Here is a 14,268-nt window from a genome sequence, read left to right on the forward strand (position 1 = left end):
ACCGGTCGTCTGCCGGACGACCCTAACGACCCGGTGCGCGAGGTCGTCACTCCGGCCGTCGTTCCGGCCGTCCGCGAACCCGATGCGGCGCAGCACCGCTGCCGCGTCCCGGTCGAGCAGCACCGCGGATCCGCACCCGGCGGGCAGCAGTTCACGCTCCGCGTCCCGGACCAGCGCGGCCACCGCTCTGCGGTGCCTGGCGAAGGCGTACGCCGAGACGCCGCGGCCCCGCTCGGCCTGTCCCGCCCGTGCCACCTCCGGCGCCACGTCGAGCAGCAGCAGGTGCAGGGCGCGCCCGCGCCGTCGGGCCGCGCGGGCCAGCAGTCCGCGCACCCAGGACTGCGTACCGCAGTCGTGCACGACAACGCTGTCACCCGAGCGCAGGGCCCGCCACAGCCCGAGGTAGTGCGCGGTCCGCACCAGCGGCCGGTAGGTCCAGTACGGCAGGGACCGGGGCATCCGGCGCTCCCAGCGCTCCCGCGCGTCCTGCGAGTCGATCCGGTGGGCTACGGCCCGCCGTAACAGGGTGGACTTGCCGCTGCCCGGGAGCCCCGACACGACCACCACGTCCCCGGCGGCGAAGACCAGGCCGTACGGACTGCGGCCGGCCCGCTCGCGCAGATCACGGACCGTGGACACCGGACGGTCGCCCCCGGCCGGACGCGGGCGGGGTCCGGGGCGCACGGGCACCGGCCGCGGTCCGCCGGTCGCGCTGTGGACGTGCTGCCCCTGGCCTTGCCCGTTCATGAGCACTCCCCCTGTCGGGCCCCCCGGCTACCTGCCCACGAAGGGTAAAGAAAGAGTAATGCGATACGGGCGGTCCGCCGCCGGTCCGGGCATGCGATGATGTGCGCGCCAACTCCATACAGGCCGTTCGAATCCGCGCGGGAGAGTCCCCGACCACTGGTCGGGGCGCCGAAGGAGCAAGTCCCTCCCTTGTAATCTCTCAGGCCCCGTACCGCGCGGACGAGGCAGATCTGAAAAGCGGGCCGCCCTGGTGCGGTCCCACCCAAGGTGCAAGCCGCGCCCTCTCGACAGGCGCCGGCGAACCTCTCAGGTTCCGATGACAGATGGGGAGGAATCGTCCTCACCTGTCATGCCCCGGGAGCACCGCATATGAGCAGCACCCCCCGTCTCACCTCACTCGACGCCCTGCACCGTTCGCTGGGCGCGACCATGACCGACTTCGCGGGCTGGGACATGCCGCTGCGCTACGCCAGTGAGCGCGACGAGCACAACGCCGTACGGACCCGTGCCGGGCTCTTCGACCTCTCCCACATGGGCGAGATCACCGTCACCGGCCCGCAGGCCGTGGACCTGCTGAACTACGCGCTGGTCGGCAACATCGGCACCGTGGGCGCCGGCCGCGCCCGCTACACCATGATCTGCCAGGAGGACGGCGGGATCCTGGACGACCTGATCGTGTACCGGCTGGCCGACCAGGAGTACATGGTCGTCGCCAACGCCGGTAACGCCCAGACCGTGCTGGACGCGCTCACCGCCCGCGCCGAGGGCTTCGACGCCGAGGTGCGGGACGACCGGGACGCGTACGCGCTGCTCGCCGTGCAGGGCCCGGAGTCCCCCGGCATCCTGAAGTCGCTGACCGACGCCGATCTGGACGGGCTGAAGTACTACGCGGGCCTGCCCGGCACCGTCGCGGGTGTCCCGGCGCTCATCGCCCGTACCGGTTACACGGGCGAGGACGGCTTCGAGCTGTTCGTGGACCCGTCCGACGCCGAGAAGCTCTGGCAGGCGCTGACCGAGGCCGGCGCGGCCGTGGGCCTGGTGCCGTGCGGGCTCTCCTGCCGCGACACGCTGCGGCTGGAGGCGGGCATGCCGCTGTACGGCCACGAGCTGACCACCGCGCTGACCCCGTTCGACGCCGGTCTCGGCCGGGTCGTCAAGTTCGAGAAGGAGGGGGACTTCGTCGGGCGTACGTCCCTCGAAGCCGCCGCCGAGCGTGCCGCCGCCGCGCCGCCGCGCAAGCTGGTCGGGCTGATCGCCTCGGGCCGCCGGGTCCCCCGTGCGGGCTATCCGGTCGTCGCCGACGGCCAGGTCGTCGGCGAGGTCACCTCCGGCGCACCGTCGCCCACCCTGGGCAAGCCGATCGCCATCGCGTACGTCGACGCGGCGCACGCCGAGCCCGGTACGTCCGGTGTGGCCGTGGACATCCGCGGTACGCATGAGCCGTACGAGGTCGTGGCGCTCCCCTTCTACAAGCGCCAGAAGTGACCCACACCATCTCAGCCCGTAAGACCACCGTTCATCAGCACTCCCCCGCATCCAGGAGAATCAGGTCATGAGCAACCCCCAGCAGCTGCGTTACAGCAAGGAGCACGAGTGGCTGTCGGTCGCCGAGGAAGGCGTCTCGACGGTCGGCATCACGGAGTTCGCGGCCAACGCGCTCGGTGACGTCGTCTACGCCCAGCTCCCTGAGGCCGGCTCCACGGTGACCGCGGGCGAGACCTGCGGCGAGCTGGAGTCGACCAAGTCGGTCAGCGATCTGTACGCCCCGGTCACCGGTGAGATCACCGCGGTCAACCAGGACGTCATCGACGACCCGTCGCTGGTGAACACCGCCCCGTACGAGGGCGGTTGGCTGTTCAAGGTGCGCGTCACCGGTGAGCCGGACGATCTGCTCTCCGCCGACGAGTACGACGCTTTCTCCGCCGGCAACTAGGGACTCCTTCATGTCGCTTCTTGATTCCTCCCTCCACGAGCTCGACCCGGACGTCGCCGCCGCTGTCGACGCCGAGCTGGTACGCCAGCAGTCCACCCTCGAAATGATCGCCTCGGAGAACTTCGCCCCGGTCGCGGTCATGGAGGCCCAGGGCTCGGTTCTCACCAACAAGTACGCCGAGGGCTACCCGGGCCGCCGTTACTACGGTGGCTGCGAGCACGTCGACGTCATCGAGCAGATCGCGATCGACCGGATCAAGGCGCTCTTCGGCGCCGAGCACGCGAACGTACAGCCCCACTCGGGTGCCCAGGCGAACGCCGCCGCGATGTTCGCGCTGATCAAGCCCGGTGACACGATCATGGGTCTGAACCTCGCGCACGGCGGGCACCTGACCCACGGCATGAAGATCAACTTCTCCGGCAAGCTCTACAACGTGGTCGCGTACCACGTCGACGAGAAGACCGGCGAGGTCGACATGGCCGAGGTCGCGCGCCTCGCCAGGGAGTCCCGGCCGAAGCTGATCGTGGCCGGCTGGTCCGCGTACCCGCGCCAGCTGGACTTCGCCGCCTTCCGCAAGATCGCGGACGAGGTCGGCGCGTACCTGATGGTCGACATGGCGCACTTCGCGGGCCTGGTCGCCGCGGGTCTGCACCCGTCGCCCGTCCCGCACGCGCACGTCGTGACGACGACCACCCACAAGACGCTGGGCGGCCCGCGCGGTGGCGTGATCCTCTCGACCGCCGAGCTGGCCAAGAAGATCAACTCCGCGGTCTTCCCCGGTCAGCAGGGTGGCCCGCTGGAGCACGTGATCGCGGCCAAGGCCGTCTCGTTCAAGGTCGCGGCGACGGAGGAGTTCAAGGAGCGCCAGCAGCGCACCCTGGACGGCGCCCGCATCCTGGCCGAGCGCCTGGTGCAGCCCGATGTCACCGAGCACGGCGTCTCGGTCCTCTCCGGCGGCACGGACGTGCACCTGGTCCTCGTCGACCTGCGCGACTCCGAGCTGGACGGCCAGCAGGCCGAGGACCGTCTCCACGAGGTCGGCATCACGGTCAACCGCAACGCGGTCCCGAACGACCCGCGCCCCCCGATGGTCACCTCGGGTCTGCGGATCGGTACGCCCGCGCTGGCCACCCGCGGCTTCCAGGCCGAGGACTTCACCGAGGTCGCGGACATCATCGCGGCTGCGCTGAAGCCCGCATACGACCGGGAGGCGCTGGCCGCCCGGGTCACCGCGCTGGCCGAGAAGCTCCCGCTGTACCCCGGCCTGAAGTAAACGCACCACATCGGTACGTTCACTATCCGTACGCTGTAAACCGTACGTTTTTGTACGAACCACGGGGCACCCGCACACTGAACAGTGAGCGCGGTGCCCCGCACCGTGTACCCCTTCTCTGCACCACCCCGGCAGACAAAGGCGTCTACCAAGATCTAGGAGTCCCCGTGGCCATATCGGTCTTCGACCTGTTCTCGATCGGCATCGGCCCGTCCAGCTCCCACACGGTCGGCCCCATGCGGGCCGCCCGGATGTTCGCGGCCCGCCTCAAGAACGAGGGTCTGCTGGCGCACACGGCCACCGTGCGCGCCGAGCTGTACGGCTCACTGGGCGCGACCGGCCACGGACACGGCACCCCGAAGGCGGTGCTCCTCGGCCTGGAGGGTGAGTCCCCCCGTACGGTCGACGTCGAGCACGCCGACGAGCGCATCGACCAGATCCGCGGCACCGGCCGCATCAACATCCTCGGCGCGCACGAGATCGCCTTCGACTTCGACGCGGACCTGGTCCTGCACCGGCGCAAGGCACTTCCGTACCACGCCAACGGCATGACGGTCCTCGCGTACGACAGCGAAGGCGCCACGCTCCTGGAGAAGACGTACTACTCGGTGGGCGGCGGCTTCGTGGTGGACGAGGACGCCGTCGGCGAGGACCGCATCGTCCTCGACGACACCGTGCTGAAGTACCCCTTCCGCACCGGCGACGAGCTGCTGCGGCTCACCCGCGAGACGGGTCTGTCCATCTCCGCGCTGATGCTGGAGAACGAGAAGGCCTGGCGCACCGAGGCGGAGATCCGCTCCGGGCTCCTCGACATCTGGCACGTCATGCAGGCCTGTGTCGCACGCGGCATGTCCCGCGAGGGCATCCTCCCCGGCGGCCTCAAGGTCCGCCGCCGCGCGGCCAATTCGGCCCGCCAGCTGCGCGCCGAGGGCGATCCGCTGGCCCGCGCGATGGAGTGGATCACCCTCTACGCGATGGCCGTGAACGAGGAGAACGCGGCGGGCGGCCGGGTCGTCACCGCCCCGACGAACGGCGCGGCGGGCATCATCCCGGCCGTTCTGCACTACTACACCAACTTCATCCCCGGCGCCGACGAAGAGGGCATCGTCCGCTTCATGCTCTCCGCGGGCGCCATCGGCATGCTCTTCAAGGAGAACGCCTCCATCTCCGGCGCCGAGGTCGGCTGCCAGGGCGAGGTCGGCTCCGCCTGCTCGATGGCGGCGGGCGCGCTGGCCGAGGTGCTCGGCGGCTCCCCCGAGCAGGTGGAGAACGCGGCCGAGATCGGCATGGAGCACAACCTGGGCCTGACCTGCGACCCGGTCGGCGGTCTGGTGCAGATCCCGTGCATCGAGCGCAACGGGATGGCGGCGGTCAAGGCCGTCACCGCGGCGAAGATGGCCATGCGCGGGGACGGCAGCCACAAGGTCTCCCTGGACAAGGTCATCAAGACGATGAAGGAGACCGGCGCGGACATGTCGGTCAAGTACAAGGAGACCGCGCGCGGCGGGCTCGCGGTGAACATCATCGAGTGTTGAGAGAGCGGGCCCCTGACGCGGTCCCGGCTCCTTCGTGTCCAGCGCCCTCGCGCGGCGGGGCCCGGCCCGGTCGTCAGCAGACGACCGGCATGCTCCGCAGGCCGTAGACGATGTCGTTGAGCCTGAAGTCGGACCGCGTCAACGGCCTCGCCAACCGCAGCCCCGGCACCCGGCGCAGCAGCGTGACGAGCGCGATCCGGAGCTCGATCCGGGCCAGCTGGTGGCCGATGCACTGGTGCGCGCCGAACCCGAACGCCAGGTGGGTGCGGGCCTGCCGGCCGAGATCGACGGTGTCGGGGGCCGGGAAGACACTCTCGTCCCGGTTGCCCGACGGGACCGCGGCGACCAGCCACTCTCCCGCCTTCACCGCGGTGCCGCCGACGGAGAGGTCCTCGGTGGCGTACCGGAGCAGCCCGAACTGGATCACCGAGAGATAGCGCAGCAGCTCCTCCACGGCGGCGCCGACGGTGTCCGGCGCGGCACGCAGCGCAGCCATCCGGCCGGAGTTCTCCAGCAGCACCAACGTGCTCAGTGCGACCATGCTGGCGGTCGTCTCGTGTCCGGCGACCAGCAGCAGCTTGGCGAGCGTGACCAACTCCTGCGTGGTCAGCGGCCGGTCGGTCTCGTTGCCCCGGTCGATCAGCCGGCTGAGCAGGTCGTCCTGCGGCTCGGTGAGCCGCTGCCCGATCACCTCGCCGAGGTAGCCGTCCAGCCGCTGGTCGGCCGCGTCGCGGGTCGCCTCGTCGGAATCGAAGTCCATCAGTACCTGGCTGTCGCGCCGGAACGCCTCGTGGTGGTCGTAGGGCACGCCGAGCATCTTGCAGATCACCAGCAACGGGATCGGCAGGGCGAAGTCCCGCACCAGGTCCGGGGTCGCCCCGGCGAGCATCGCATCGATGTGCTCATCGGTGATCTTCTGGATGTACGGCCGGAGCGCCTCCGCCCGCCGCATGGTGAACTCGCCCATCAGCAGCCGCCGCAACCGCGCGTGCTCCGCGCCGTCCAGCTGGATCATGAAGCCCGGGACCGGGTCTCCTCCGTCGAACGACGGCAGCATGTGATTCGAACCCGCGCCGCGTGAGCTCAGCCGCGGATCCGCGAGTACGTCCTGCACGTCCTTGTACCGACTGACCAGCCAGGCGGTCATCCCGGCCGGGCAGCGGACCAGCGACACGGGCTCCCCGGCGCGCAGCCGGGTGTAGGTCTCGTCGGGGTCGAAGGAACAGGAATCCGGCCTGGTGACCGGGAAGTCGCGGACTTCCGTACGGGAGGTGAGGTGGGCGTCCGTCATGTGGGGCAGCTCCAGACCGATGGGTCACATCATTTCGCTGACGACGCCCCATTCAACGGATTTCCAATATCTTCGCGCTCGAACGTAAATTACCGTTCGACATAATCACCAGGACCACTGTCGAGGGTCGCACCGATACGGTCAAGCTGATTATTCCGATTCACCGGATCGCATGATGCGATCCATGAGCCGGATACGCGAAATACACCCGGCAGCGCGCGGCCCACCCCAGGAACGCCCCAGAAGGATTGGTTCCAGGCGGACTGGGCATTGGATCGCACCATGCGATCGAGTACATCGAAATTATGAGCTTGACCGAATCCACTGGACCGCCGACAGTGGTTCTGAAGATTCCACCGACAAGTGTCGCGCACAGGAATTTTCGAGACAGGAAAGATCCGCGAACGGCTTTCCCCGGTTACACGCTCCGCGTGAAATTACACGCTCCGCGTGAAACAGAGAGCCGTGAACAGGGAGCAATTCATTCGCGGCCGTGCTCCGGCGTTGCGTCGCGTCGACGGAAAGCACGGTGATCCCATTGGGCGGGCAACAGGACGACTCGGTCTGCGCCCGGATGCCGCTCTCCGGCATCACGGTGGTGGACGTCTCCACGCTGTTCGCCGGTCCGTACGCGGCGCAGCTGCTCGCCGACTTCGGTGCCGAGGTGATCAAGGTCGAGCACCCCTCGGGTGACCCCCTGCGCCGCTTCGGCCAGTCCCACGACGGCGTCCCCCTGCTGTGGAAGGTGCTCAACCGCAACAAGAAGTGCGTGACGCTCGACCTGAAGCGGGCCGAGGACAAGGACCGGTTCCTCGCCGTGGTTCGCGACGCCGACATCCTGATCGAGAACTTCCGCCCCGGCACACTGGAACGCTGGGGCCTCGGCCCCGATGTGCTGCGGGAGGCCAATCCCGCGCTGGTGGTCACCCGGGTGACGGCGTTCGGTCAGGACGGTCCGTACGCCGGCCGGCCGGGGTTCGGCACGATCGCGGAGGCGATGAGCGGGCTCGCGTCGATGTCCGGTGAGCCCGACGGCGCTCCGCTGCTGCCACCGTTCCCCCTCGGTGACGCCCTCGCCGGGCTGCATGCGGCGCTGGCCTGCCTGATCGCCCTGCACGCGCGGGGGAGGACCGGCCGTGGCCAGATCGCCGATGTGGCGATCACCGAGGCCGTGATCGGCGCGCTCGGTGCCCAGATCACCGGCTACGACAAGGCGAAGGCCAAGCCGGCCAGGGTCGGCAACGGCTCCACCAACAACGCTCCACGCAACGTCTACCGCTGCGCCGACGGCACCTGGGTGGCGGTGTCGGCGCCCGCGCAGTCCGTCGCGGAACGGGTGATCACTCTTGTCGGCCGGCCTGACCTGGTCGACGAACCGTGGTTCGCCACCGGCACCGGCCGTGTCCGGCACCGGACGCTGATCGACGAACTCGTCGGCGGCTGGATCGCCGACCGTGACCGGGACGAGGTCGTCGCGGCGTTCGACCGTGCCGAGGCGGCCGTCGCCCCGGTCTACGAGGTCGACGACGTGCTGGACGATCCGCACTTCCGGGCCCGGGAGGTCGCGGTCCGCGTCCCTGACGGGGAACTGGGCACGGTACTGATGCAGAACGTGCCGTTCCGGCTGTCGGAGACGCCCGGTCGTGTCCGGTGGGCCGGCCCCCCGTTGGGGGCGCACACCGACGAGTTGCTCGCGCGTCTGTCGGCAGAACAGGGCACGACCAGTGGAACCTGACCCGCGCAGCCGTCCGGTGTTCCGGAGCTGCCTGTACGTACCCGGGCACCAGCCCGACCGGATCGAGCGGGCCTACGCCTCGCAGGCCGATGCGGTGATCCTGGACCTGGAGGACGCCGTGCCGGCGTGGGAGAAGGACCGCGCGCGGGAGATCGTCGCGTGCCGCACGGCTCAGCCGACCGTCAAACCGACCTATGTGCGGGTCAACGGGATCAGCACCGGCCGCTGTCTCGACGACGTGGCCGCCGTCGTCGGCGCCGGACTCGCAGGCGTCCGGATGGCGAAGACGCGCCACCCCGACGATGTCCGCCAAGTGGCGTCGGTGCTGGAGCAGTTGGGCAGCTCGGCGACCATCCATCTGCTGATCGAGTCCGCGCACGCGCTGGAGAACGTCTACGGGCTGGCCACCGCGTCGAAGGCGGTGACCATGCTCGGTCTCGGCGAGTCCGACCTCCGTGCGGACCTGCGCACCGGGCTGGAGGGCCCGACGATGGACGCCGGCAGGGCCCGGGTGATCATCGCGTCCAGGGCGGCCGGCCTGCCCAGCCCGTGCCAGAGCGTGTGGCCGGAGCCCCGCGACCTCGAAGGGCTGCTGCGCTCCAGCGTGCACGGCAAGAACCTCGGCTTCATCGGCCGGATGGCGATCCACCCCGACCAACTGCCGATCATCCACGACGTCTACACGCCCACCACCGGCGAGATCAAGGACGCCCAGGAGATCTGCGAAGCGGCCGACCTCGCCCTCGCGAACAACGCATCGGTCGTGCTCACTCCCCAGGGCAGGCTGGTCGCTCCCCCGATCATCGCCAACGCCAAGCAGACGCTGTCCCTGGCCGACGCACTCAACCTGATGACGGAGGCGTCATGACCGATGCTCTGCTCACCGCTGTCCGAACGGGACTGCGGATCTACGACCTGGCCCAGCCGCTGGCGAACGGGATCCCCTGCTCGCCCAACCATCCCGGCTTCCGGATGTCGCTGGCCCGCCGGCACGGCGACATGGTCCGCCCCGACGGCGGGTCCGCCGCCAACGAGCTCATCGTCACCGGCGGCCACGTCGGCACCCATGTCGACGCGCTGGCCCACGTCTCCCAGGACGGGAAGCTGCACGGCGGCGTCGACTGCGCGGACGCCCTGACCGGCGGCAGGTTCTCCGTGCACGGCGTGGACACGATCACGCCGATGATCGTGCCCGGGGTGCTGCTGGACGTCGCCGCCCTGCACGGCGTGGATTGCCTGCCCGCCCATCACGGCATCACCGCCGACGACCTCGCCGCCGCCGCGAAGCGCGCCGGAGTGGCGCCGTCCGAGGGTGGGGTGTGCCTGGTCAACACCGGGTGGAGCACGTGGTGGTCGGCTCCGGACACCTACCTCGGCACGGCCAGCGGTGTGCCGGGCGTGACCCCGGACGCCGCCGAGTGGCTCGCCTCGCACCGGATCGTCGCGGCCGGCTCCGACACCACGGCCTTCGAGCAGGTGCACCCCGAGGTCGGCCATGCCACCATGCCGGTGCACCGCATCCTGTTGGTGGACAACGGGATCCACATCATCGAGCACATGCGGCTGACGGAGATAGCCGAGCGGGGCGTCGCCGAGTTCACCTTCGTCCTGTCCCCGTTGAAGATCGTCGGTGGCACGGGGTCGCCGGTCCGGCCGCTGGCCGCGGTCAGCGAGGTGTGACGGTGCGTGGACTGGTCGACGTCGTCGGCGAGTACGCCGAGTCCGTGGCGCGCGGCGGTCTGCCGGCCGGCCGGCGCTCCTGCGCGGTGCGGGCGGTGTCGGACACGGTCGGCAACATGATGTTGGCGGCCGGCCGGCCGGTCGCCGATCTGGTGACCGAGGTGGCCGGCCGGTGGGGCAGCGCCGACGTGGCCACCGTGGTGGGCCGGTCGCAGCGGTTTCCCCCGGGCAGCGCCGCCTTCGTGAACGGCACACTGGCGCACTGCATGGACTTCGACGACACCCATCTGCCGTCGGTGCTGCACCCGAGCGCGTCGGTCGTGCCGGCCGCGCTGGCCGTCGCGGAGGAGACCGGTGCCGGTGGGCCCGCACTGCTCGACGCCGTCGCCGTGGGGGTCGAGGTGTGTGTGCGGCTGGGCATGGCCGGCTACGACAGGGAACTCGGCAACTCGATCTTCTTCGAGCGGGGCCAGCACGCGAGTTCCATCTGCGGTGCGATCGGGTCGGCCGTCGCCGCCACGATGCTGTCCGGCGGCGACGCGGGCACCCTCGCCGACGCGGTCGCGATCGCCGCGAGCATGGGATCCGGGGTGCTGGAGGCGAACCGGACCGGCGGCAGTGTCAAGCGGATCCACACCGGGTGGGCGGCGCACTGCGGTGTGTCCGCCGCGCAGCTCGCGACCGCGGGTCTGACCGGTCCGCCGACCGTGCTGGAAGGCCGGTTCGGGTTCTTCCAGGCCTTCTGCGGTGACCGCGCCGTACCGGAGATCGTCACCGCGGGCCTGGGTGCGCACTGGTACTCGGAGTCCTTGCACATCAAGCCCTATCCGTGCAATCACTTCACGCACACCGGGATCGACGCCGCCCTGGAACTGCGGGCACGCGGCGTGACACCGGACGACATCGTCGCGATCGAGGCCGGGGTGGCGCAGCCGGTGCTGCGCACCATCGCCGAACCACCGGCCGTCAAGGCTGTGCCGGAAAGTGGTTACGCGGCCGCGTTCTCCGGTCCGTACACGATCGCTTCCGCACTGGTCGGAGGCGGCGGACTCGGCCTCCACCTGGAGGACTTCACCGACGAGGCCGCCCGCCGGCCCGAGGTACTGGCGCTGGCGGCGAAGGTCAGCTGTCACGCCGACGCCGCGTGCACGGCGGACTTCCCCGACCAGTTCCCGACGGTCCTGACCGCGAGACTGCGCGACGGCCGCACCGAGCGGGTGGCCGTGATGACCAATCGGGGCGGCCCGCACCGGCCGCTGTCCCAGGCCGAGCTGGACCTCAAGTTCGACCTCGGCACCCGGACCCGGTGCGACGGGGCCACCTCGCGCGCCCTGCGCGAGGAGATCCGGAGCCTGACAGGTCCGGCGACCGCGCGCACGGTCCTGCGTCTGATCACCTTGGCAACTACCAGTACGGAGGCCCGCGATGGCCGGTGACGACACCACCGTATGGAAGATCCTCGACCCGGCGGTCGACCCGTGGGATGCCGACGAGTACCTGCGGACCGCGGTCCGCTGGCACTTCGGCGAGGACACCGGCTCGCCGTTCTGGCTGCGCCGGGCCAGGACCCTCGGGTTCGATCCCCTCACCGGGGTCGGCACGTTCGACGATCTGCGCAAGTTCCCCAACGTGGTGGACGAGTTGCGCGACGTCCCGGTCGAGGACCTCGTGCCGCGCGGGTACGGTCCGAACCCGCCGGCTCCGCACGTCTTCGAGACCGGCGGCACCACCGGCGCCCCCAAGCGCATCATCCTGATGCCGGACTGGATCGAGGCGGCCGTCGAGCGGTTGCGCAAGGGCCCGCAGTTCGCGGGCCGCCGCAGGGCGCACATCCTGGTCGCCACCCCCACCGGTCCGCACAAGATCGGCGTGTTCTACGACTTCCTGGTCGAGCGGGAGAACATCGTCAAGTTCAGCATCGACCTGGACCCGCGCTGGGTGAAGAAACTGATCGCCCGTGGGGAGACCGAGCAGGTCGCCGCCTACGTCGAGCACGTCCTGGACCAGATCGAGCACGTCATGGCCACCCAGGACATCGGTCTGCTGGTGATCACCCCGCCGCTGCTGCAGGCGTGCACCCGCCGCCCCGAGCTGACCAAGCTGATCAAGGACAAGGTCGACCTGATCTTCTGGGGCGGCGCGCACATGACCATCGACGAGCGGTTCGAGCTGGAGTACGAGTACTTCCCCGGCGTGCGGATGCTCAGCCGGTACAGCAGCGCCCTGATCCTGGAGGGCACGACGGAACGGGCCGGTCTTTCCCGTGACGAGGACATCGTCTACGACACCCGCAGCCCCGTGGTGACCTTCCGGGTGGTCGACCCCGCGACCGGCGAACAGGTCGAGTACGGCACCCGTGGCCAGGTCGTGATGAGCCATGTCAGCAAGGTCATGTTCCTGCCGAACAACAGGGAGCGCGACACGGCGATCCGGGTGCCGGCGCCGGAGGGACACCTCGGCGACTCGGTGTCCGCGCCCCAGCCGGTCGAGACGTTCGGCGGCGAAGCCGTCATCGAAGGCATCTACTGACCCACCCGCCCCGGCCGGGCGCGGAAGTCACCGGGCCGGCGCGGGAACCCATCGCAATTGCTGTACTGCCGACGACGTGCACCGTGAGGAAGCCATGACCATGCGCAGCAGCTTCGCCGGGATACCGGTCCGCCACACGCCGGAACGGAGCTGAGCCGATGTCCACCGACCTGTGCGTGCCGACCGGTTCCGGCACGGTCAGGGGCTTCTGCGACGACCGGGGCGTGATCCACTGGCGAGGTGTCCCGTTCGGCTTCGTGCCGCAGCGGTTCCGTCCCGCCGAACCGCTCGCGGTCGCTGGTGATCTGGACGCCACGCACTGGGGTCCGGTCAGCTGGCAGGCCCCGCCGTACCTGGAGAAGAAGCTCACCACCCTGCTCCCGGGCGTCGTCGAGGCCGAGCAGTGCCTCAACCTCAACGTCTGGTCCCGCAGTTACGGGGACGGCCGGCCGCGACCGGTGCTGGTGTGGATCCACCCCGGCCGGAACACCTGCGGCGCCGGCGCCCAGCCCAGGATCGACCACTGGACGGTCGCCGCCCAGCACGAGGTCGTCGTGGTCAGCGGCAACTACCGGCTCGGACCGTGGGGCTGGCTGCACCTGGGGCTGCTCGACGACCGGTTCACCGGCACCACCAACCTCGGCGTGCGTGACCAGGTGCTGCTGCTGCGCTGGGTCCGCGAGAACATCGGCGCGTTCGGCGGCGACCCGGACAACGTCACGCTGTTCGGCAACTCGGCCGGTTCCTCCAACGTCAGCACCCTGTTCGGGGTGCCCGAGGCGCGCGGCCTCTTCCACCGGGCGGCCGTCTACAGCGGCAATGCCGAGCAGCCCACCACCGCCGCCGAGGCCGTCGAGTTCGCCGAGGACTTCCTGCGCTCGGCGCCGTCCCTGGCCGGCGGCCCGGCCGGACTCGCCGGCCTGTCCAACGTGGAACTCCGGTACATGCACCGTCAGTTACTGAGAAAGGGGCAGGTCCACTACCGACCGGTGATCGACGGCGAGCTGATCCCGAAGGCGCCGCTGGATTCCGTTCGGGAGGGCCTGATAGCCGACGTGCCGTTGCTGGTGTCCGTGACCTCCAACGAGGCCCGGTGGCACGACCTGGTCTCCGACACCGAGATCGACCGGCTGTACGCGGCGCTGCCCGCCACGGACCCCTCGCTGACCCACGACGAGAAGATCGACGTCGTCTCCCGTCACGTGTTCATCGATCCCGCGCGGCGTCTGCTCGACGCGGCTGCCGTTACCGGTACGTGCTGGGCGCAGGTCTTCGACTACCACGCGACCACGTCACTGACGGCGGCAGACCCCCGTATCAAGGGGCGCGCGATGCACACCTGCGACATCGAGTCGTTGTTCTGCGATCTGGCCTCGGGTACCGACACCGACCGTGCGGTCGCTGCCGTCGAACAAGGCGCGCTGGTGGCCCTCGCCACCGACGGCAGACCGGGCTGGGGTCCGTACGACAGCGAGAAACCCGTCGCGCGCTGGGTCGGCCCCGCGCCGAGGACCGGGGCACTGCCGACACCTTGACCTGAAAGGT

At 70.1% G+C, this 14,268-nt stretch carries 11 protein-coding genes, 1 pseudogene and 1 riboswitch; of the genes and pseudogenes, 10 read left to right on the forward strand and 2 right to left on the reverse strand.

From position 1 onward, the window contains the following. Window positions 1-69: 69 nt before the first annotated feature. Window positions 70-747, reverse strand: a pseudogene (locus tag NBY69_RS01155) (AAA family ATPase); the annotation flags it as partial. A 128-nt stretch (window positions 748-875) separates the two neighbouring features. Then, window positions 876-971, forward strand: a riboswitch (glycine riboswitch). 145 nt (window positions 972-1,116) lie between these two features. Here NBY69_RS01155 and gcvT point away from each other — a divergent pair. The 4 genes from gcvT to NBY69_RS01175 all read left to right on the forward strand — a co-directional run bounded on the left by gcvT (window position 1,117) and on the right by NBY69_RS01175 (window position 5,488). Then, a complete protein-coding gene (gene gcvT, locus NBY69_RS01160) occupies window positions 1,117-2,232 on the forward strand; it encodes a glycine cleavage system aminomethyltransferase GcvT (RefSeq protein ID WP_250297683.1) in 1,116 nt (371 codons plus the stop codon). Window positions 2,233-2,299: 67 nt separating this feature from the next. Then, on the forward strand, window positions 2,300-2,680 hold the full coding sequence (gene gcvH, locus NBY69_RS01165) for a glycine cleavage system protein GcvH (RefSeq protein ID WP_250297684.1): 381 nt from the start codon (window positions 2,300-2,302) through the stop codon (window positions 2,678-2,680). Window positions 2,681-2,690: 10 nt separating this feature from the next. Then, window positions 2,691-3,953, forward strand: a complete 1,263-nt coding sequence (glyA, locus tag NBY69_RS01170) for a serine hydroxymethyltransferase (protein ID WP_250297685.1) — start codon at window positions 2,691-2,693, stop codon at window positions 3,951-3,953. 167 nt (window positions 3,954-4,120) lie between these two features. Next, on the forward strand, window positions 4,121-5,488 hold the full coding sequence (locus NBY69_RS01175) for an L-serine ammonia-lyase (RefSeq protein WP_250297686.1): 1,368 nt from the start codon (window positions 4,121-4,123) through the stop codon (window positions 5,486-5,488). A 73-nt stretch (window positions 5,489-5,561) separates the two neighbouring features. On the opposite strand, the gene NBY69_RS01180 is transcribed toward NBY69_RS01175, so the two are convergent. Continuing rightward, window positions 5,562-6,779 carry a cytochrome P450 gene (locus tag NBY69_RS01180; RefSeq protein WP_250297687.1) on the reverse strand — a complete coding sequence of 406 codons (1,218 nt, stop codon included), beginning with the start codon at window positions 6,777-6,779 and terminating at the stop codon, window positions 5,562-5,564. A gap of 529 nt (window positions 6,780-7,308) precedes the next feature. Here NBY69_RS01180 and NBY69_RS01185 point away from each other — a divergent pair. The 6 genes from NBY69_RS01185 (at window position 7,309) to NBY69_RS01210 (ending at window position 14,258) form a co-directional block, all read left to right on the forward strand. Next, a complete protein-coding gene (locus NBY69_RS01185; RefSeq protein WP_374211179.1) occupies window positions 7,309-8,514 on the forward strand; it encodes a CaiB/BaiF CoA transferase family protein in 1,206 nt (401 codons plus the stop codon). Beyond that, window positions 8,504-9,382, forward strand: a complete 879-nt coding sequence (locus NBY69_RS01190) for a CoA ester lyase (RefSeq protein WP_250297688.1) — start codon at window positions 8,504-8,506, stop codon at window positions 9,380-9,382. Before NBY69_RS01185 ends, NBY69_RS01190 begins: the two co-directional genes overlap by 11 nt. After that, window positions 9,379-10,194 carry a cyclase family protein gene (locus NBY69_RS01195; protein ID WP_250297689.1) on the forward strand — a complete coding sequence of 272 codons (816 nt, stop codon included), beginning with the start codon at window positions 9,379-9,381 and terminating at the stop codon, window positions 10,192-10,194. Before NBY69_RS01190 ends, NBY69_RS01195 begins: the two co-directional genes overlap by 4 nt. A gap of 2 nt (window positions 10,195-10,196) precedes the next feature. Beyond that, the gene (locus NBY69_RS01200; RefSeq protein WP_250297690.1) at window positions 10,197-11,630 is read left to right on the forward strand and encodes an MmgE/PrpD family protein; all 1,434 of its coding nucleotides are present in this window, start codon (window positions 10,197-10,199) and stop codon (window positions 11,628-11,630) included. Further along, window positions 11,620-12,723, forward strand: a complete 1,104-nt coding sequence (locus NBY69_RS01205; protein ID WP_250297691.1) for a phenazine antibiotic biosynthesis protein — start codon at window positions 11,620-11,622, stop codon at window positions 12,721-12,723. Before NBY69_RS01200 ends, NBY69_RS01205 begins: the two co-directional genes overlap by 11 nt. Window positions 12,724-12,881: 158 nt before the next feature. Continuing rightward, on the forward strand, window positions 12,882-14,258 hold the full coding sequence (locus tag NBY69_RS01210; RefSeq protein ID WP_250297692.1) for a carboxylesterase family protein: 1,377 nt from the start codon (window positions 12,882-12,884) through the stop codon (window positions 14,256-14,258). Window positions 14,259-14,268 lie beyond the last annotated feature (10 nt).

The organism is Streptomyces sp. A 4/2 (assembly GCF_940670765.1).
Lineage (GTDB): Bacteria > Actinomycetota > Actinomycetes > Streptomycetales > Streptomycetaceae > Streptomyces.